The sequence below is a fragment of the Elusimicrobiota bacterium genome, from assembly GCA_041660185.1.
In the GTDB taxonomy this organism is placed as follows: Bacteria; Elusimicrobiota; Elusimicrobia; order 2-01-FULL-59-12; family 2-01-FULL-59-12; genus JBAZWU01.
On sequence record JBAZWU010000003.1, the window covers coordinates 143,480 to 162,156 of the forward strand.

Sequence of the window (18,677 nt, forward strand, 5' to 3'; positions counted from 1 at the left end):
GACATTTATTATATTATTTCACTCAAGCCATGTCGACACTCGCCCTTGCGCGCTTCCAATTCGCTCTCACCATTGCTTTTCATTATCTCTTCCCGCCTTTGAGTATCGGGCTCAGCGTTATTCTGGTGGTGATGGAGGGGCTCTGGTTGAAGACCCGCCTGCCGCTTTACCGGCAGATGACTCGCTTTTGGGCTCGGGTTTTCGGGCTGGTGTTCGCCCTCGGCGTGGCCACCGGGGTGGTGATGGAGTTCGAATTTGGGACCAATTGGGCTTCTTATTCGCGCTATGTCGGTGATGTTTTCGGCAGTCCTCTGGCGGCCGAAGGCATTTTCGCTTTTTTCCTGGAATCCGTGTTTTTGGGCTTATTGTTGTTCGGGTGGGATAAAGTTTCTCCACGGATTCATTTTCTTTCCACTGTTTTGGTGGCGGTCGGAGCCCACTTGAGCGCCGTCTGGATCGTCGTCGCCAATTCCTGGATGCAGACCCCTGCGGGGTATCACATCGTCGGGGAGGGGCCGGGCGCTCGCGCTGAAATTACCCGTTTTTGGGAGATGGTGTTGAACCCGAGCGCGCTGGATCGCGTCGCGCATGTCTTCCTCGGGGCCTGGCAGGCTGGAGCCTGGCTGGTCATCAGCGTTGGGGCGTATTACCTTCTCAAGAAGCGTCATCTGGAATTCGCGAAAGCCTTCGTGAAAATCGGGCTGGGGGTGGCGATCGTTGCTTCGCTGGGGCAACTGGTGTCCGGGCATCACAGCGCGATCATCGTGAGCCGTACGCAGCCGGAAAAGTTGGCGGCTTTTGAAGGCGTGTACGAAGCCAATGCCCCGGCAAGCGCCTATGTGTTCGGCTGGGTTCATGAAAAAGACGAGCGTGTCAGTGGCCTGAAGATTCCGGGACTTTTAAGCTGGATGGTTCACGGGAATCCCGCCAAGGCGGTCCCCGGCCTCCGGGCCTTTCCTCGTGAAAATTGGCCACCGGTCAACGCCACGTTTCAAACCTACCATGTCATGGTCGGGATCGGTTTTGCTCTGATCGCCCTGGCGGCACTCGGTGTCTTCTATGGGATGCGCGGGTCGCTTTGGGATCAACGGTGGCTTTTGAATCTCTTTGTAATAGCGGTGCTGGGGCCGCAGATCGCTAACCAAACAGGCTGGTTTGCGGCCGAGATGGGACGGCAGCCCTGGATTGTGTATCATTTGTTGCGAACCTCGGAGGGGTTGTCCAAGGTTGTGCCGGCGAATATGATCCGAGTCTCCATCGTGATGTTCACTCTGATTTATCTGTTGTTGCTGGCTGTTTTTTTAGTCCTGTTCTACCAGAAAATAAAACTAGGTCCAGCGGAAGAAGGGAGCGTCTGATGCTAAATGTTATTTGGTTTTGCCTGATCGGTATTCTTTTCATTGGATATGCCATTCTTGACGGGTTTGACCTGGGTACCGGGGCCTGGCATCTTTTTGTGAAGAAGGACGAGGAACGACGGCTGCTTCTTAATGCCATCGGACCGGTTTGGGACGGGAATGAAGTCTGGCTGATCGCCGGAGGAGGGGCCCTGTTCGCCGCTTTCCCGGAGGCGTATGCCACCGTGTTCTCCGGGTTTTACCCGGCCTTCATGGTGCTGCTGGCGGCGCTGATTTTCCGGGCGGTGTCGATCGAATTCCGCAGCCGGCAGCCTGGACGCTGGTGGCGACAGCTGTGGGATGTGGGGTTTAGTCTCAGCAGCGTGATAGCGGCTGTTCTGCTCGGGGTGGCGTTGGGAAATCTGACGCGGGGAATTCCGCTGGGGCCGGACCATGAATTCGCGGGAGCCTTTTGGGGGCTTCTGAATCCCTATGCCCTGCTGATTGGGTTGACCACGCTGGCGCTCTTTTCGATGCACGGGGGTATTTATTTGCTTGTAAAAACCGAGGGGGACGTCCATGATCGGCTTTGGGGATGGATCATGTGGAGCGTTCTTTTCTTTGTGGCTTGCTATGTGGTGGCCACCGGGGCCACGCTGGCCGTCAACCCCCGGATGATGTTCCCCATGAGAGAAAATCCCGTTCTTCTGGGGGTCGTTCTCCTCCCGCTGATTGCGATTGTCAATATCGTGAGAGAGTTGCGTCTCCGTCAGGCCGGCCGGGCGTTTGCGTCATCCTCGATAGCGGTTGCGTCTTTGTTGATGCTCTTTGGGAGCAGTGTTTTTCCAAATCTCGTGATCTCCAACCCTCAATCGGAGAACAGCCTGACGATCGTCAATGCGGCTTCTTCCCAGAGAACGTTGAGTTTTATGCTGGTCATCGCGGGGATTGGCCTGCCGATGGTTCTGGCCTATACCGCCATTGTCCACTGGGTTTTCCGCGGCAAAGTCCGTCTCGGACCCGCCAGTTATTAGAAAGATGTGTTAACGGGGAAGCCGGCGGAGCGGCCGGTATCCCGGTTCCCAGAAGCATTGCTGCAGCCGTTCCGGAAGCTGTTCTTCCTTCAGGTGACCGTAGGACAATCCTTTTCGAATAATCTCTTGCCCGACCGCCAGCGCAATCTGGCAGGAAACGGTTTTGACATGCTCCAGGTTGGGGAAAAGCGAGTCTGCATAACCGGGAAGCCGTTCGTTAAAAGCGGCGAGGGTTTTGGCGGAAGCCAGGAACACCTCCTCCGGAACGGAAGCCGCTTGCGAGGCGACGAGTCCCAGGCCGATGCCCGGGAAAATAAAGGCGTTGTTGCATTGGCCCACCGGGGTCTGGCGGTCTTGCCACGTCATCGGAGGAAACGGACTGCCGGTGGCGACCAGGGCTTGACCGTTTGTCCATTCCGTCAGCTGTTGAGGAGTCGCCTCGGCCTTTGACGTGGGGTTCGACAAGGGAAAGATGATAGGCTGGGGAACCGCCGCGGTCATCAAACGAATGAGCGGTTCCGTAAACATCCCCGGCTGTCCGGAGACGCCGATCAGCGCCGTGGGTTTGACTTGGCGGACGACTGTTTCTAAAGAAAGCGGGCGTGCGGCATCCAATCCCACCTGTTTCAAATGGTCCAGCGTTTGGGCAAAGCCGCGTTTTTCTACGCTGAGATCGGATCGCGCGATGTGCACCAGCCCCCGGGAGTCCACCAGCCAGAGTTGGCGCAGCGTTTGATCTCGCCGCTTCCCTCGTTCCTGCAAGGCGGCACAGATCAAATCGGCTATTCCGGTCGCCGCCGATCCGGCACCGGCAATCACAATTCGTTCTTCCGCCAGGTCCCGGCCGGTTTTTTGGACAGCGCGTAAAAGACCGGCCAACGTCACCGCGGCGGTTCCTTGGATATCGTCGTTAAATGTGGCCAATTGGGAGCGGTAGTGCTGCAGGAGCCGCCAGGCGTTGTTTTTGGAGAAATCCTCCCACTGCAGAATGACATGCGGCCATCGGGTTTTCACGGCTTGGACAAACGAATCGATGTAGCGGTCGTAGTCTTCCCCTTGAAGCCGTTGATGCCGCCAACCCAGGTACAGGGGATCGTTCAGGAGATCGGTGTTATTGGTGCCGACATCTAAGAGAATCGGCAACGTTTTACGCGGATGAAGTCCGGCGCAAAGCGAATAAAGCGCGAGCTTGCCGATCGGGATCCCCATTCCGCCGACCCCTAAATCTCCCAGACCCAGGATGCGCTCGCCATCGGTCACGACAATGACCTCCATATCCTCCGGCGCATTCGCTTTTAAGAGGTCAAGGATCGGGCGCGGATTGGGATAGGAAAGATAAAGGCCCAGCGCCCGGCTGAAAATGTGGCTGAACTTCTGGCAGGCTTCGCCAACGGTCGGCGTGTAAATAATCGGGACCATCTCGGCAATATGCGTTTGCACCAGGCGATAAAAAAGCGTCTCGTTGCAGTCCTGCAAAGCGGCCAGGTAAAGGTACTTCTCGAGGGGCGTTTCTTTCTTTTTGAAATTCTCGTACGTCTGCTGCAGTTGTTCTTCCAGGGTGGAAACATGGGCCGGAAGCAAGCCGGTCAGCTCAAATTCTTTTCGCTCGTCTTCGGTGAAAGCGGTCCCTTTGTTGAAAAAGGAGTCGGCCAACAGGGAACGGCCATAGAGAGACGTTGAAATCGGAGTTCCGTTCGTTTTGGAGAAATGACTCGTCATATCGGTTCCTCCCTGAGGCCCTGCGGAGCTTTCTTGAACCTTCAAATAAAGCTATTATCCAAATAGTAGCAATGAAAGCAAGGACCCGCGGCGGATGAGTTCATCGCCGCAGGTCCCGTCGAAGAGGAATAGCGAACGGGAGGGGACGATGCCCATCGACGATGACGATCTGAAACACCTGGAGGAATCGTTGGTCCATGATGAAGACGACGAGCCTCAACCGGAGGGCTGGGGCATCTATGCAACACCAAAGTTCCTGGCGCGCGTCACGTTGATTGCCTATGCGATCATGATCGCGTTCGTTTTGGGGGCCCTGTGTTATTCCGGCTCGCACATCCCGGTTATTTTTATGCCGGGATCGCTGGTTGTGGCGCTCCCCTTTGCGCTCGTCGGGCTGTACCTGAATTGGGTCAGTGAATCGGAATCCGTTCTCGCGAAAAAGCGAACAACTCAGGGGCGTCTGGTCGCTGGTTTTGCGGTCTGGTTCGTGTTGCAGGCAGCGACCGTTTTGATTTGGCTCGGGATCGTCCGCGCGTTCAGCCTGCGTTAGCGCGAGTGTTCCGGTCTCCCCTGAAACGCGTTTACTGGGAGACAACCGCCAGCTGTAACCTGCGCTGCATCCATTGTCGGCGCCTGGACGCGTTGGACCATCCTTCTCCTGAAGAGCTTTCCACCCGGGAAGCGAAAAATCTCATTCATAACATCCGACAGGTCGGCCGCCCGGTGTTCATCTTTTCCGGCGGGGAGCCGCTCGTCCGGAACGATTTCTTTGAACTCGCGGCCTATGCGAACGAACAAGGTTTACCCATCGCCCTGGCCACCAACGGCACGTTGGTCACCGCTCCGCTGGCCGAACGCCTTCACCAAACCGGAATTTATTACGCCTCTATTTCTTTGGATGGAGCAACCCCCGGGATGCACGACTATTTCCGGGGGACAGGAGCGTTTGAAAAAGCTCTCACCGGGATGGTTTTTTTACAGAAGGCCGGGATTAAAGTTCAGATTAATTTCACGGTTACGCGCAAAAATGTGAGCGAGCTTCCCTCGGTGGTCACGTTAGCCAAGCGCCAGGGAGCCACCGCTCTTTATCTGTTTTTGCTGGTTCCGGTCGGATGTGGTGCCCAGATCGCAGACGCACAGATGCTGAATGCACAGGAAGTGGAAGCGTGGCTGCGCTGGGTGAATGAAACGAATCACCAGGGGGCTCTTCCTTTGAGGGCGATCTGCGCGCCGCATTATTACCGCGTCGAGCGCCAGCTTTCAAACGATTCGTTTCCGCCGGAGACGGCCAACGAGCGAAAAGGCTGTCTGGCCGGTCTTCACATGTGTTTTGTCTCCCATAAAGGGGAGGTGTTTCCCTGCGGCTATTTGCCGGTGGAAGCCGGGAATGTGAAGAAGAGCTCCTTCCCTGAGATTTGGACCGATTCCGCCGTGCTGTCGGCGTTGCGGGATCCGGACCGCCTGACCGGACGCTGCGGGGCGTGCGAGTTCAAGGTCATTTGCGGCGGCTGCCGCGCCCGGGGGTTCTTTGCCACCGGCGATTTTCAGTCGGAAGAGCCGTACTGTGTTTACGAACCCAGTTCTAGTAACGCCAGAGGTGGAAACGGGCTTTGATTTCAGGGCGTTCCTGAAAAAGCCAGCTGAGAAGTGTGCTGAAGGCTGAAAAAAGGAGCGAGCCCAGGATCGCCCAGGTGTAATTCTTGATCATGATTGGCGGGATGATATAACCCAGGCTGAAGAAGATTGCCGCATTCAACAGGATCGTAAAAAGGCCGAGCGTGAGGATGTTCAAAGGAAGGGTGAGAAACAGGAGAACCGGACGGACGAACGCGTTCAACAACCCCAGCACGAGCGCCCCCAGCCAGTAGGCATGCCAGTTGGTTACCCAAATCCCCGGCAGCAACTTGACGGTCACGATAAACGCCACCGTGCTGCTGAGCCAGCGAAGTAAGAAAACTTTCATTACAAGAGTTCCTGTTGGCCTGGTTCAGGAGCTTTGGGTTGACGAATCGACGCCTGAACACGCGCGCGGTCGAGTGCCTGGTTCAGTAGCCGGTCGGCCCGCGAAATGAGAGGATGTTCGCGCGGCACCTGCCGGAACGTGACAGACTCGAACCCTGCTGCCACGGATTTTACTTTTTCTGCCAGGCTTTTCAGCGTTAAATCCTTGATGCGATAAACCCCCTGCAGCTGAAAAATGATCAGTTCGCTGTCCCCATAACAGATCACCCGTTTTGCCCTGTGTTTCTTGGCGGTTTCAAGCGCGGCCAGCATCGCGCGATACTCCGCCTGGTTGTTTGTGGCTTCACCGATGCAGCGGGCGGTCTCTTCCAAGACCCGGTCCTGATCGTCACAGAGAACCACTCCGATGGCGGCCGGCCCCGGGTTGCCCCGGGCCCCTCCATCCGAGTACGTATGCAGAAGAGTAGTCACCGGTAATTCGTGAACTGGAGCGGAAGGCCAAAGTCCTGGCCGCGCAAAAGTGTGATCACCGATTGAAGGTCGTCTTTTGACTTGCTGGTGACGCGCAGCTGATCGCCCTGGATACTGGCCTGTGCCTTGATCTTGCTGTCCTTGATGACGCGAACAATCTCTTTGGCCTTTTCCGAGGCAATCCCTTGCGTGAGTTTGACCCCCTGCCGCACCGTGCCGCCTTCCGCCGGCTCGGTCGGCTGGAACTCAAGCGCCTTCAGCGACACGCCGCGCTTGGCTAGTTTGCTCTGAAGGACATCCACAACGCTTTTCAACTTGTGTTCATCGTCGGAACAAAGCGTCAGTTTTCCCTCTTTTTTATCCCAATCAATCCGGGAAACGCTTCCCTTGAAATCAAAACGGGTCTGGATTTCCTTGTTGGCCTGGTGGACGGCATTTTCAACTTCCTGCAGATCCAGCTTGGAGACGACATCGAATGAAAAATCCTGCGGCATAAGTCTACCCCCCTGTTCTTAACGCGCTCATCCGCGCGGTTTCCGGTCGCCGAGAAATTCGGCCGGTCGCTCGGCCCCTTTTTTGAAATAAAACCGGATCGCTTCCAGTATGCGGGGAGACGCCTGGCCGTCTCCGTAGGGATTCACCGCGTTGGCCATGCGCGCATAGGCGCGCGGGTCCGACAAGAGGCCGGACACATCGCGGAAAACATCCGATTCGTCCACCCCGATCACTTTGGCGGTCCCTGCTTCGGCGGCCTCCGGCCGTTCCGTCACTTTGCGCAGAACCAGAACCGGTTTCCCCAGCGCGGGAGCTTCTTCCTGAATACCGCCGGAGTCCGTCACCACCAGAGTAGACGCCTTCATGAGGTTCACAAGATCCAGGTAATCGACTGGTGGAATCAGATGAATCCGGTTGTGGCCCCCCAGAATTTCGCGAGCCGGTTTTTGAACATTGGGGTTGAGATGAACGGGATAAATGATCGAAACGTCCGGGTGATGGTCTACCACACGGCGCAGGGCGCGGAAAACATTTTCCAGGGGCTGGCCGTGATTCTCGCGCCGGTGCGCGGTTACGAGAATCAAGCGGGAGGTTGATGAATCGGCAGCTTTTTTCCCCGTAGCAAAAAGATTCTTCAGCGTGGGGTCCGTCCATTGGTGCGGCTCTTGGATGGCGATGGAAAGCGCATCCGTCACGGTGTTCCCCGTCACAAAAAGTCCCTCAGGACAGATGTTTTCCCGGAGCAGGTTTTCTTTGGCCCGGTGCGTGGGCGCAAAGTGCAGCGCGCAGAGGTGGTCCGCCAGGACCCGGCTCGATTCTTCAGGAAAAGGATTTTCCATGTCATAAGAACGCAGGCCCGCTTCCACGTGTCCCGTGGGGATTTTATGGTAAAAGGCCGTCAACGCCGCCGCGAAGGTGGTCACAGTATCGCCGTGGACGAGGATCAGATCCGGCTTTTCCTTGTCCAGGATGGGGCCCAGCTGGGCGATGACTTCCGTCACGATGTAATCCAGGCTCTGGTTCTGCTGCATGACGTTGAGATCGTAGTCAGAGGCGATATGGAAAAGATCCAGCACCTGGTCCAGCATGCTCCGGTGCTGCGCGGTAACGGCCACGATGGTTTTGAAATCATCGGGACATTTGCGCAAGGCCTGCACGACCGGAGCCATCTTGATGGCTTCCGGCCGGGTCCCGAAGACGCAGATCACTTTTAAAGGTGCGGACATACAGGCTCCCTGGCTAACGGATCGGAACGATGGCGATAAAAATCGCCGCGACGGACAAAATCATGGTGACCACATACACCAACAGCACCACTTCCCGGGCGGTCCAGCCTTTGGCCATCAGCTTGTGGTGAAGGTGCTCCCGGTCGGGCTCCATGATCCGGGATTTCTTCTTATAACGCCGGATCATGGCCAGGCCGACATCCAGCACCGGCAGCGCCACCACGATGATGGGAATCATGACGGACAAAACCGCGGTGGTTTTCAGCGTGCCGATCACGGTGATGGCCCCCAGCAGAAAGCCGATTCCCAGCGCCCCGCCGTCCCCCATGAACACCTTGGCCGGGCTGAAATTATGCGGCAGAAAACCCAGGCAGCTTCCCGCGAGCGCCGCCGACAGCACCGCCGCGAGTTTGAGCTGTTTGGCGATGAAGACGGTATCCGTATTCCCCTGGATGATGGCCACCGCCAGGAAGGTGGCCGAGGCGATGGCCGCCAGCCCCGCCGCCAATCCATCGAGGCCATCCGCCAGATTAACCGCATTCATAAAGCCGATGATCCAGAAGACCGTGATGACCTGGGAGAGAAAAATCGGGAATTGAAAATAGTCCAAAAACGGCAAGCGCAAGCCGGAGATCTGAACGCCATAGTTCAACACGACCAGGGAAGCGATGATCTGTGAAAGCAGCTTGTAGACCGGCAGGACCGGCTTGCGGTCATCCATCATGCCGAGAGCAACAACAATCGTCAGTCCGACGAGGATCCCCGCGAACTGTTTGTTCAGGCAGACGATTTCGATCAGCCGCCCTTGGTCGTAAAGCGAATGCCGGAAAGCGAGCAGCGCGCGGAAACGGGGGAAGCCCAGATAGGTACTGAACAGGCCAACTAGAATCCCCAGATAAATCGCCAAGCCGCCCCACCGGGGGATGGGAGAGCTATGGACTTTGCGCGGATCCGGCTGGTCCATCACCCCGTAGCGCTTCGCCAGCCAGATGGACAGCGGCGTGGCCATGGCGCTCGTGGCGCAAGCGACGATAAAAACGGTCAGGTAAATTGTTCCCATTAGATTTGTAGGGGCGCACCGCTGTGCGCCCGGTCAGGGATCATGAACGCAACCGTTCCGCGTACATCGGATGCTTCAGACAGAGTGTTTTGACTTCCTTCCGGATCGTCTCCAATTCCTTCGGATTCTGGCGGTTGGCGATCGCCCGGTCAATCCATTTCGCGATGCTGGCCATGTCTTTTTCTTTCAGGCCGCGGGTCGTCACCGCCGGGGTCCCGATGCGGATGCCGCTGGCGATGAACGGTTTTTCGGGGTCGAAAGGAATCGCATTCTTGTTGACGGTAATGCCGGCTTTGTCGAGCGTTTCTTCGGCCTCTTTGCCGGTGACCCCTTTGGGGCGCAGGTCCAGCAGGAACATGTGGCAGTCTGTGCCTCCGGAAACAATCCGGAAGCCGCGCGCGGTTAACTGTTTGGCCAGTTCCCGGGCATTGAAAAGAATTTGCCGTTGATACGTCTTGAAGCCTGGTTTCAGGGCTTCTCCGAAGGACACCGCTTTGGCGGCGATAACATGCATCAACGGCCCGCCCTGAGCACCGGGGAAGATCAACTTGTCGAGCGCCGGGGCGTAGGTGTTTTTGCACAGGATCATCCCGCCGCGCGGCCCACGCAAGGTTTTATGGGTGGTCGTGGTCACAAAATCAGAGACAGGGACCGGTGAAGGATAAAGCCCGGCCACGATCAGCCCAGCATAGTGTGCGATATCACACATCATGATGGCGCCCACCTTGTCGCAGATCTGCCGGAAGCGTTTCCAGTCGAAGACGCGGGCGTAAGCCGAAGCGCCGATGCAGATCAGCTTGGGTTTATTCTCGACGGCCAGCCGTTCCGCTTCATCGTAATCGATCTGTTCGGTGTCCTGCCGGACGTTAAAGCCGATCACTTTATAGTATTTGCCGGAAAAATTGAGGGGGTGGCCGTGCGTGAGGTGCCCGCCGTGGGCCAGATTCAGCCCCATAATCGTGTCGCCGATCTGGAGAACAGACAGGTAAACAGCGAGATTCGCCGAACTGCCGGAGTGCGGCTGCACGTTGACATGTTCAGCGCCGAAAAGCTTTTGCGCGCGTTCAATGGCCAGGCGCTCCGCGATATCCACCATCTCGCAGCCTCCGTAATAACGCTTTCCCGGATAGCCCTCGGCGTATTTATTGGTCAGCACGCTTCCCTGGGCCTCCAGCACGGCTTCGGACACCATGTTTTCAGAGGCGATCAGCTCGAGCGTCCAGGCTTGGCGCTGGGTCTCGCCCAGAATGGCTTTATAAACGGCCGGGTCCTTTTTCTTTAAAATGCTTTTCACGATGCATCCTTTCCTTTCTATTCTACATTGCTCGTAATCACTTCGCGACCCACCGAACGGAGGAGGACCTTTTCCAGGGTTTTCTTCGGAATCGCCCCTTCGCGGATCACGGTGAAGGGATAGCCGGAGAGGTCGATCACCGAAGACGCACGCCGGACGCGGCACCGGCCCCCATCAATCAGCCAGTCGACGTGCCGGCCCAAAATCCTGGCGGCAGATGATCCGGAGGTGGCCGGTGCTTTTCCGGAACGGTTGACGCTGGTCGTGGCCAATGGGACTTCCATCCGCTTCAGGAGCGCCAAAACGAGCGGATGATCCGGGATTCGCACGCCAATCGTGGGCAATCCTCCCATGGCCAATCGTCCCAGAGGAGAAGCTTTAAAGATCATCGTCAAAGGCCCGGGGCAGAACCGCTTCGCCAGCCGCAGAGCCTCCGGCGGGATGTAATCCACCATCGGACGCGCGGCTTCCAGCGAGTGGGTCAATATCGCCAACGGTTTGCGCTCGTGACGCCCCTTCAGCTGATAAATCCGCCGGATCCCCTGAGGGGCGAAGATGCTCGTGCCGATTCCGTAAACCGTTTCCGTTGGGAAAATGGCCAGGGCTCCGGCGCGCAGATCCGCTACGAGTTCCGACAAGGTGTGGGCCGGCCATCGTCCCGTGAGAAGACGGAGCCGCCGGGGCTTATGAACGATAGCGCGCGTTAATGTCGACATACTGACCCGTGAAGTCACAGGTCCAGTACACTCCCTGGGCTTTGCCCTGATGGAGACGGATGAAGATCGTGACTTCCTTGGCGCGCAGGGGCTCGCGGGCGGCTTCTGCGGATACCGCGGTCGGCGCACCCTGTCGAAACACACACAGCGGCCCAAAGCCGATTTCCGCTTGAGCGGGATCAAAGCGGACCCCGGAACGCCCCATCGCGGCCAGGATGCGCCCCCAGTTCGAATCTTCTCCGTAGGCAGCGGTTTTCACCAGCGGGGAGGTCGCGACGGTCATGGCCATCTGCTGGGCTTCGGCTTCGGTGCGGGCCCCTTCCACCCGGATTTCAAGAAATTTACTCGCGCCTTCTCCGTCTTTGGCCATTTGTTTGGCCAGATCCATGCACAGCTGGTTGAGAGCCGCCTGAAATTGGGTTTTCACGCCAGGCGATGCCAGCGAAACCTTGGAGCATCCATTGGCGAGAAGAAACGCACTGTCATTTGTCGAGGTATCGCCATCCACCGTCACGCGATTGAAACTTTTCTCGACCGCGGGTTCCAGCAGGGCTGTTAAATCCGCTGGTTTGGTTTCCAGATCCGTTAAGAGAAAAGCCAGCATGGTCGCGTGTTTGCCTTTCAGCGATTTGGGCAAGCCGGTGCGCGTCATGGCGGGATGGATCATCCCGGCTCCTTTGGCGCAACCCCAAAGCCGCACTTCCCGGCCGCCGGCGGTAAAGGCCGCGTGAGCCATTTTAATTTTCGTATCGGTTGTCATGATGGCTTGTGCGGCCTTGTGAAAGGATTGGGCCTGCAGGCCGTCCGCCCCGAGAAGCTTCTTGGCAATCATGGGGATTTCTTCGGAGAGCAGGTCCATGGGCATGAAGTCGCCGATGACACCGGTTGAAGCGGTCAGCACGTCGCGGGACGTGATCCCGAGTGCGTCCGCTGCCCAGCCGATGGTTTTCTCCGCGTCCCGGATGCCGCGCGGGCCCGTGCAGCAGTTCGCGCATCCCGAGTTCACTAGAATTGCCTGCGCCCGGCCGCGCCGCAAGTTTTTCTGGTCCACCGTGATATGAGCGGATTTTACGATGTTGGTCGTGAAACACGCGGCCGCGGCCGCGGGATGTTCCGAATAGAAAATCGCCAGTCCGTGCCGGCTGGGCCTGGGGCGGTCATGCCGCGGTAACCCGGCGGCACGATAACCTTTAGGCAACGTGTTCATAGGAGTCCCGTGGTTTCGTCGAGCCCGAACATGAGATTCATGTTTTGAATCGCCTGACCGCTGGCCCCTTTTACGAGATTATCGAGCGCGGCCACAACGATGGCATGTTTCCCGGACGGATCAACGGAAACCCCTAGGTGGCAGGAGTTGGTGTACGCCACGGATTTGGTTTCCGGGGACACAAAAGCGTCCAGAATGGAGATGAACGGTTCGTTCTGGTAGTACGCCGCGTAAACATCCCGCAGCGCTTCAGCGGTCGTCTTTTTCGCCAGAGGCGCGTAAAGAGTGGCCAGGATGCCGCGGTTCATCGGCGCCAGATGCGGCACAAAAATGAAATCATTCTTGAGCGCTCGTCCTTTTTTGGCTTCGGCCGCGGCTTTCCCCCATTCCTGGTAAATCTCCGGATGGTGGCGATGCCCTTTCAGGCCGTACGCCTGCATAGACTCGTTGGCTTCGCAATATTGAAACAAGGGGTCCACTTTTTTGCCGGCGCCGGAAATGCCGCTTTTGGCGTCAACAATCACGGGGCCTTTCCCCAACAATCCATTGGCGGCCAGCGGTAGCCCGGCCAAAATGGACGTTGTGGCATAACAACCCGGATTGGCGACAAGCCGCGCCCGCCGGATCTTATCCCGGTAGCGTTCCGGAAGCCCGTAAACCGCTTCTTTCAAGAGTTTGGGAACCGGGTGGGTTCCGTACCACCGGGAGTAAAGAGCGGATTCTTCCAGCCGGAAGTCTGCCGAAAGATCAATGACCCGCGCGCCGTTTTCCAGCAGCGCCGCCGCGGTTTTGGCCGCGGCTCCATGAGGGAGTCCCAAAAAAACCACATCGGAGGCCTTCGCCACAGTGCCCGTGTTCAATTTTTTCAGGACGAGCGAGCACCGGTCTTTCAGAAATTTGTGGATCTCCTGAACCGGTTTTCCGGAGAAGCTCTCCGATGTGAGATGCGCTAATCTGACGCGAGGATGACGTATGAGATAGCGCAATAGTTCTGCGCCCGTATAACCAGTTGCACCAACAATAGATACGCGGATCATAAATGGTATTGGGTCTTGTAGGGGCGCACAGCTGTGCGCCCGTCCCTGCATGAACAGGACCCTCAGGTTCCTCTCATTCGTTAATATTTTCATCGGGCGGACAACCCCGCCCTCCTGTTGACGTTCTCAATTGTCGGGGCCGTCCCGACTATTGAGTTACATCGGGGACGGGACAGCGGTCCGCCCCTACATCCCCTGCGTTCACGAGAATGACGACTTCTCCGATCGGCGGTTGAGCTTCCAACGCCGCGACAATATCTTGAGCGCGGCCCCGGATAAATTCCTCGTGAACTTTGCTCAGTTCCCGCGCGATGACGAGCGGTGTTCCCGGCCCCGCCAGTTCGGCGATGAGCCGCACGGTTTCTGCGGTCCGGTAAGGCGATTCATACACCACCACCGTCGCTTCGCTGGCTAACGCCTTTTCCAAAACCCGCTTGGCGCGGGCTGTGCGCCTCGGGAGAAATCCTATAAAAAAGAAGCGGTCAGTCGGTAATCCGGACCCCACCAGGGCTGTGATCGCGGCACAAGGCCCGGGCAATGAAACAACCGGGATACCAGCCTCGATGGCTGTTTTCACCAAATGGGTGCCGGGATCGGATAGGCCCGGAGTGCCTGCATCACAGACCAGCGCCACGCGTTTTCCGGCCTGCAAAGCGTCTATAAGCTGTCGCGGTCTATGGCGCGGGCTGTGCGCATGGTAGCTCCAGAGCGGTTTGGAGATTCCCAGAAAATTCAAAAGGCCGAGTGTCCGGCGCGTGTCTTCGCAGGCGATGAGATCCGCCTGCTGCAGGGTTTCAATGGCCCGCCGCGTGATATCCCCTAGATTCCCGATGGGCGTCGGAACAATACAGAGACCCGGAAGCAACACGTGGCTAGGCATGCGGTCCAGGGGCGGCCGGGACCGCTCCGTCTGCGTTTTCGGTGGTGGCCACGCCTTTTCGTTCAAGGTCTTCGATGACCCTCAGAAAAATGTCGACCAGTTTCGGATCAAACTGAGTCCCGGCTTGTCGCCGCAGTTCGGTGATGGCAGACGTTTTGATCAGGGCTTTCCGGGGCACTCGGTCCGACGTCATCGCGTCCCAGGCGTCCAGAATGGAAACCATACGGGCGCCGAGGGGGATTTCTTCGCCAGCCAATCCGTCGGGGTACCCTTTTCCATTGTGCCATTCCTGATGATGGCGGACGATCGACGCCGCTGGCCGCAAAAAGGGAATCGGAGCGAGAATCCGGTAACCGATGCTGGAATGGTGCTTCATTATATCGTACTCTTCCGGTGTCAACTTGCCAGGCTTCTTCAAGATCGCATCCGGAATGCCTATTTTTCCCACATCGTGAAGCAGGGCCCCATGCTCAATTTGCTGAATCCAAAACTCCGGCAGATGGAGTTCCCTCGCCATGGAGCGGATCAGCGTCTGCGTGCGATTCAAATGACGCGGCGCGTAATCCTCTCGAACGGACAAGGCTTGCGCCAAGGCGGATGTCATCCCCTCATTGGCGTTGTACACGTCTTGTAAAAGACCTAAGTATCCAAAAAGTAATCCCGCCTCTTGCGTCATTGCGTCAACGAGTCGCAGCGCCTCCGGATCGAACAGCGTTTGTTGCGGCTGCGCCAGGACCAACACTCCCGTTAAACGAAGCGGGATCAGGATCGGGAGCACGACATAGGGCGGTTTTAAAAATCCTTCGACCGGCTCCTCGTTTAATGAGACGTCGTTCCGAATCACGGGGATCCCCTTGGCTGCCACCTGGCCCAGCACGTTGTCCCCGAAGCGGATCCGAAGTGCGGCGACCTGTTGTGGAGACAGGCCCCGGGAAGCCAGGGGAACAACGTTCTGTGTGTCCGCGGTTGTTTCCAGAAGAACACTGAGCCGGGCGCCGGTCAAGAGACGCACGGCATCCAGGACGCTTTCCGCCAGTTCCTGCTTCGTCAGTTGTCCGGAAGGCGAAAGGCTATGCTCATGCAGGCGCTTTAAAAAACCGACCCATCGATCCAGGAGTCCTTGCTGATGAGCCAATTCGCGCTCAACGCGTTCCCTTTTGGCCTGTCCCTGGTGTTGTTCGTCTTGAACGTTTTTTCGCTCCTGGCGCAGAAGCCAGAGGCTTAAGAGCCACGCCGCCAGAAATGTCGTCGATAAAATCCATGGCCAGAACATTGAGGAGAATGTCATTTTAGCTTAAATTGACAATCCGCGAAAATTTCGTGTATAGTGCATTCCCATGAGCGGAAATATCCAAAACACACTCGTCCTGATCAAACCCGATGGCCTCAAGAAGTCGCTCACTGGAAACATCCTGACCAAACTGGCGGAAACCCGTTTGACCATCGTCGCCGCACGCGTGACCCGGGTCAGTAAAGAATTGGCCGAAGCGCATTACGTTCACTTAAAAGATAAGCCCTTCTTCCCGGAATTGCTGCGCTATATCAGCGGCGAAATCTACGGGGAGGATTACCAGCGGGTGTTGGCCATGGTGTATCGCGGGGAAGACGCCATCAAAAAAGTTCGCGACATCGCGGGCGCCACCAACCCAGAAGAAGCCGACTCCACCAGTATTCGAGGGGCCTATGGCCGCATCACAACCAAAGGTGTTTTTGAAAACGTGATCCACGCTTCCGCGAATGACGCCGATGCCGAACGCGAAATCAAACTGTGGTTCCAGCCGGATGAGCTGGTCGTCGAGATTTACCCTTCCCAGATCATTACCCGCCAAAACGTCCAGGAACGAACCTGGGCCTAAAGACTGCGTCATAACTCGTCATCCCCGGCGGTTACTGGCCGGGGATCTATGAATACACACGACAATGATGGATTCCCCGCCAAAGACCGCGGGGAATGACGATGTGGATCGTCAGGACCCAGGCTCTTGGCCCAATTATTTCTTGAGGATTTGTTTAACGGTTTCAACAATGCCGGCCGCGTCCAGGTGGTTGCGGCGGTAGTTTTCTTCGGTGGTGCCGGAGCCGATATGGGCGGCACGCGGCGAGGGATCCGCTCCCAGGCAGCGCATCACGATCCCCGGCCGGCGGCCGAGGAGACGGGCGGTATTGACCGCGTCTTTCACGCGATGCCCGAGCGCATTGGGCTCCGCGTCGTGAACGGTCAAGAGAGGAACATCGTTTTCCAGATAGTCTTTCACAAAAGTGGAGTTGGGGCGGTGAATTTTATTGAGGCTCACGACGTTGATCACGGTGGCCTTAATTCCCTGCTGGGCCAGCTGAGCTTGTGCTTTCACCGCTTCCGATACCGTGGCTCCGGACGCGACCAGGAGAATGTCGCTTTTGCCGGCGGCGGAAGAGGGAATTACATAACTGCCTTCCAGAAGTTTCCGGGGGTAATCCGTTAACCCGCTGCGGTCCAGGTGCGGAACGTTGTGCCGGGTGCATCGTAAATAGATCGGGTGGCCCGGGTTGCCTTCCTTGAAATAGCGGTCAACGATTAATCGCGTGATTTCAGCGGCTTCCTGCGCGTCGCAGGGTTCAAACATTTCAAAAAGCTCTCCATCGACGCCGGAGAAGTGATCGATCATCCCCGGAGTACCAAGCCCCATCTGGCTTTTCCCATCCGGACCTACGCCGCAGCCGGAGTGCGTTCCCACCGCGACATAGAAGGAGCCGAAGGCCGAGGCATGTTGCAATTCATCGGCTCCTTCGAGAAGAAAATTGTCAAAGGTCCCGATAAACGGGATCAGCCCTTCGTACCCCAGTCCCGCGCATTTGCCGCAGGCATTGGATTCAGAGATCCCTTCCGGGAAGTAAGCGCCCAAGGGGTTGTCCGGGGTATGGCGTCCAACCATTTTCTCCAGATCAAACATCTGGACCGAGTCCTGCAAATCAGGAGAGGTCGCGACCACCTCGGGGTGTTGGACCGCCAGGGAGGCCAACGCCGCCCCAAACCCCACGCGAGTCCCCGTCGGCTTGTCCGTTGTCTTATAGGAAGGAAAAACAACGTGGGCTTTTCGACGAAGCTCCTCGTGTTTCAGCCGCTGCTCAGCCATGGCGCGCTGATTGCGCTCGTCGACGTCCCGCCGGATTTCCGCTGAAACCGCACCCTGCTTGAGGAAGGCGGGCAGTTCCTGCGTGTCGGGAGAACCCAGCCGCGCTTCAATAATGGGAATGGCCCGTGCCAGCTGCTCATTCGTTGGAGAAACGCCGTGAAATTTGTATTCGCCGGGTTTATGATCCCGGAACTCCATGAAATCAACGCCCTTCCCTTTGATCGTGTCGATCAGAATAAGGGTGGGTCGCCCGGCGAGGTGTGCGTCTTTCTTAGCCTGTAAGAGGGCCGCGCGCAGTTGGGAGATAAAATCTCTATTTTGAGCCGGCTCCGAAGATTCGCCGTTGAGAAGAACAACCTTCCATCCCATGGACTCGAACCAGCGGGCGTGATCAATGTGGCTGACGTCGCAGATGCCGGCGGTTTGCTGGGCCTTGTTCCGGTTCAGAATCCAAGTCAGATTGTCGGCCCCGACCAGCGCGGCGTTGGAAGCCGCTTCGTAAATTTCGCCTTCTTCCATTTCCCCGTCGCCGATAATGGCAAAGGTGTGATAGTCCTGGCCTTTGTACCGGGCCGCCAACGCCAGACCCAGGGATTTGGATCCTCCCATGCCCAGGGCGCCGGTGGAAACATCAATGCCAGGAGTCCCGCGGGTGGCATGCCCCTGTGCGATGGCGTCCGGGTTTTTCCTCAGATCCATTAAGGCTTCCAGCGACCAGCCTTTGACGTTGGCTTCAACCAGGGCAGAATACAGAATGGGAACCGAGTGCCCTTCGCTCAATACCAGGCGATCGCGGTGTGTCCAGGCCGGGTCCTGAGGGTCGTAGCGCAAAACCCCTCCAAAAAAGAGAGTCGCCATGACCTCCGCCAGAGAAAGCGTTCCTCCCGGATGGCCCGAGCCCGCCCGGTTCAGGGCTTTCAAATTCAACAGGCGGAGACGTTCCGCTTCGACGCGAAGCATCTCAATCACATCTACCGTCTGTTTTTTCGAAGCGGCCGAAAGTGTCATGGGAATCCCGGAAAGTCAGGTTAGAGACAATTGATTTTATCAAACGGTGAGTCGACGTGACAACGAAACGGCGAAAATTGCCTCACCCGGCCTCCGGCCACCCTCTTCCTGAGGGAGA

At 57.4% G+C, this 18,677-nt stretch carries 18 protein-coding genes; 5 read left to right on the top strand and 13 right to left on the bottom strand.

What is annotated here, in order from left to right:
* Positions 1-29: 29 nt before the first annotated feature.
* Together WC859_04270 and cydB are read left to right on the top strand one after the other, a co-directional pair.
* Positions 30-1,358 (top strand): cytochrome ubiquinol oxidase subunit I, encoded by a 1,329-nt coding sequence (locus WC859_04270; protein ID MFA5975362.1) that lies wholly within the window; start codon positions 30-32, stop codon positions 1,356-1,358.
* A complete protein-coding gene (gene cydB, locus WC859_04275; protein MFA5975363.1) occupies positions 1,358-2,371 on the top strand; it encodes a cytochrome d ubiquinol oxidase subunit II in 1,014 nt (337 codons plus the stop codon). Before WC859_04270 ends, cydB begins: the two co-directional genes overlap by 1 nt.
* 9 nt (positions 2,372-2,380) lie before the next feature.
* Here cydB and WC859_04280 read toward each other — a convergent pair whose 3' ends face one another.
* A complete protein-coding gene (locus WC859_04280) occupies positions 2,381-4,090 on the bottom strand; it encodes an NAD-dependent malic enzyme (GenBank protein MFA5975364.1) in 1,710 nt (569 codons plus the stop codon).
* 94 nt (positions 4,091-4,184) lie between these two features.
* Here WC859_04280 and WC859_04285 point away from each other — a divergent pair, with 94 nt between their 5' ends.
* Positions 4,185-4,640 (top strand): hypothetical protein, encoded by a 456-nt coding sequence (locus tag WC859_04285; GenBank protein MFA5975365.1) that lies wholly within the window; start codon positions 4,185-4,187, stop codon positions 4,638-4,640.
* Between the two features lie 5 nt (positions 4,641-4,645).
* The gene (locus WC859_04290; protein MFA5975366.1) at positions 4,646-5,704 is read left to right on the top strand and encodes a radical SAM protein; all 1,059 of its coding nucleotides are present in this window, start codon (positions 4,646-4,648) and stop codon (positions 5,702-5,704) included.
* Here WC859_04290 and WC859_04295 read toward each other — a convergent pair.
* The 11 genes from WC859_04295 to WC859_04345 all read right to left on the bottom strand — a co-directional run bounded on the left by WC859_04295 (position 5,673) and on the right by WC859_04345 (position 15,726).
* Positions 5,673-6,053 carry a phage holin family protein gene (locus WC859_04295; GenBank protein MFA5975367.1) on the bottom strand — a complete coding sequence of 127 codons (381 nt, stop codon included), beginning with the start codon at positions 6,051-6,053 and terminating at the stop codon, positions 5,673-5,675. The genes WC859_04290 and WC859_04295 overlap by 32 nt on opposite strands.
* Complete coding sequence (locus tag WC859_04300) at positions 6,053-6,523, bottom strand: ribonuclease HI family protein (protein MFA5975368.1); 471 nt, start codon at positions 6,521-6,523, stop codon at positions 6,053-6,055. The genes WC859_04295 and WC859_04300 overlap by 1 nt, the downstream gene beginning before the upstream one ends.
* Entirely contained in the window at positions 6,520-7,017 is a 498-nt protein-coding gene (locus WC859_04305) for a YajQ family cyclic di-GMP-binding protein (GenBank protein MFA5975369.1), read from the bottom strand. Before WC859_04305 ends, WC859_04300 begins: the two co-directional genes overlap by 4 nt.
* Before the next feature lie 27 nt (positions 7,018-7,044).
* Complete coding sequence (wecB, locus tag WC859_04310) at positions 7,045-8,244, bottom strand: UDP-N-acetylglucosamine 2-epimerase (non-hydrolyzing) (GenBank protein ID MFA5975370.1); 1,200 nt, start codon at positions 8,242-8,244, stop codon at positions 7,045-7,047.
* 13 nt (positions 8,245-8,257) lie between these two features.
* Complete coding sequence (locus WC859_04315; protein MFA5975371.1) at positions 8,258-9,304, bottom strand: MraY family glycosyltransferase; 1,047 nt, start codon at positions 9,302-9,304, stop codon at positions 8,258-8,260.
* 40 nt (positions 9,305-9,344) lie between these two features.
* The gene (gene glyA, locus WC859_04320; protein ID MFA5975372.1) at positions 9,345-10,598 is read right to left on the bottom strand and encodes a serine hydroxymethyltransferase; all 1,254 of its coding nucleotides are present in this window, start codon (positions 10,596-10,598) and stop codon (positions 9,345-9,347) included.
* A gap of 17 nt (positions 10,599-10,615) precedes the next feature.
* Entirely contained in the window at positions 10,616-11,314 is a 699-nt protein-coding gene (locus WC859_04325; GenBank protein MFA5975373.1) for an L-threonylcarbamoyladenylate synthase, read from the bottom strand.
* Positions 11,283-12,521 (bottom strand): bifunctional glutamate N-acetyltransferase/amino-acid acetyltransferase ArgJ, encoded by a 1,239-nt coding sequence (argJ, locus tag WC859_04330; protein ID MFA5975374.1) that lies wholly within the window; start codon positions 12,519-12,521, stop codon positions 11,283-11,285. The genes WC859_04325 and argJ overlap by 32 nt, the downstream gene beginning before the upstream one ends.
* On the bottom strand, positions 12,518-13,558 hold the full coding sequence (argC, locus tag WC859_04335) for an N-acetyl-gamma-glutamyl-phosphate reductase (GenBank protein ID MFA5975375.1): 1,041 nt from the start codon (positions 13,556-13,558) through the stop codon (positions 12,518-12,520). The genes argJ and argC overlap by 4 nt, the downstream gene beginning before the upstream one ends.
* Before the next feature lie 148 nt (positions 13,559-13,706).
* A complete protein-coding gene (gene rsmI, locus WC859_04340; protein ID MFA5975376.1) occupies positions 13,707-14,438 on the bottom strand; it encodes a 16S rRNA (cytidine(1402)-2'-O)-methyltransferase in 732 nt (243 codons plus the stop codon).
* On the bottom strand, positions 14,431-15,726 hold the full coding sequence (locus WC859_04345; protein ID MFA5975377.1) for an HD domain-containing phosphohydrolase: 1,296 nt from the start codon (positions 15,724-15,726) through the stop codon (positions 14,431-14,433). The genes rsmI and WC859_04345 overlap by 8 nt, the downstream gene beginning before the upstream one ends.
* A gap of 49 nt (positions 15,727-15,775) precedes the next feature.
* Here WC859_04345 and WC859_04350 point away from each other — a divergent pair, with 49 nt between their 5' ends.
* On the top strand, positions 15,776-16,294 hold the full coding sequence (locus WC859_04350; GenBank protein MFA5975378.1) for a nucleoside-diphosphate kinase: 519 nt from the start codon (positions 15,776-15,778) through the stop codon (positions 16,292-16,294).
* A 135-nt stretch (positions 16,295-16,429) separates the two neighbouring features.
* Here WC859_04350 and WC859_04355 read toward each other — a convergent pair whose 3' ends face one another.
* Positions 16,430-18,559: a transketolase C-terminal domain-containing protein gene (locus WC859_04355; GenBank protein MFA5975379.1), complete on the bottom strand. Its 2,130-nt coding sequence runs from the start codon at positions 18,557-18,559 to the stop codon at positions 16,430-16,432.
* Between the last annotated feature and the right edge of the window lie 118 nt (positions 18,560-18,677).

Excerpts from the sequence above, each read along its gene's own strand:
- wecB (MFA5975370.1), bottom strand. The coding sequence starts at position 8,244 with ATGTCCGCACCTTTAAAAGTGATCTGCGTCTTCGGGACCCGGCCGGAA.
- WC859_04285 (MFA5975365.1), top strand. The coding sequence starts at position 4,185 with ATGAGTTCATCGCCGCAGGTCCCGTCGAAGAGGAATAGCGAACGGGAG.
- argJ (MFA5975374.1), bottom strand. The coding sequence starts at position 12,521 with ATGAACACGTTGCCTAAAGGTTATCGTGCCGCCGGGTTACCGCGGCAT.
- WC859_04345 (MFA5975377.1), bottom strand. The coding sequence starts at position 15,726 with ATGACATTCTCCTCAATGTTCTGGCCATGGATTTTATCGACGACATTT.
- WC859_04305 (MFA5975369.1), bottom strand. The coding sequence starts at position 7,017 with ATGCCGCAGGATTTTTCATTCGATGTCGTCTCCAAGCTGGATCTGCAG.
- cydB (MFA5975363.1), top strand. The coding sequence starts at position 1,358 with ATGCTAAATGTTATTTGGTTTTGCCTGATCGGTATTCTTTTCATTGGA.
- WC859_04270 (MFA5975362.1), top strand. The coding sequence starts at position 30 with ATGTCGACACTCGCCCTTGCGCGCTTCCAATTCGCTCTCACCATTGCT.
- WC859_04315 (MFA5975371.1), bottom strand. The coding sequence starts at position 9,304 with ATGGGAACAATTTACCTGACCGTTTTTATCGTCGCTTGCGCCACGAGC.
- WC859_04355 (MFA5975379.1), bottom strand. The coding sequence starts at position 18,559 with ATGACACTTTCGGCCGCTTCGAAAAAACAGACGGTAGATGTGATTGAG.
- argC (MFA5975375.1), bottom strand. The coding sequence starts at position 13,558 with ATGATCCGCGTATCTATTGTTGGTGCAACTGGTTATACGGGCGCAGAA.
- rsmI (MFA5975376.1), bottom strand. The coding sequence starts at position 14,438 with ATGCCTAGCCACGTGTTGCTTCCGGGTCTCTGTATTGTTCCGACGCCC.
- WC859_04350 (MFA5975378.1), top strand. The coding sequence starts at position 15,776 with ATGAGCGGAAATATCCAAAACACACTCGTCCTGATCAAACCCGATGGC.
- WC859_04325 (MFA5975373.1), bottom strand. The coding sequence starts at position 11,314 with ATGTCGACATTAACGCGCGCTATCGTTCATAAGCCCCGGCGGCTCCGT.
- WC859_04295 (MFA5975367.1), bottom strand. The coding sequence starts at position 6,053 with ATGAAAGTTTTCTTACTTCGCTGGCTCAGCAGCACGGTGGCGTTTATC.
- WC859_04280 (MFA5975364.1), bottom strand. The coding sequence starts at position 4,090 with ATGACGAGTCATTTCTCCAAAACGAACGGAACTCCGATTTCAACGTCT.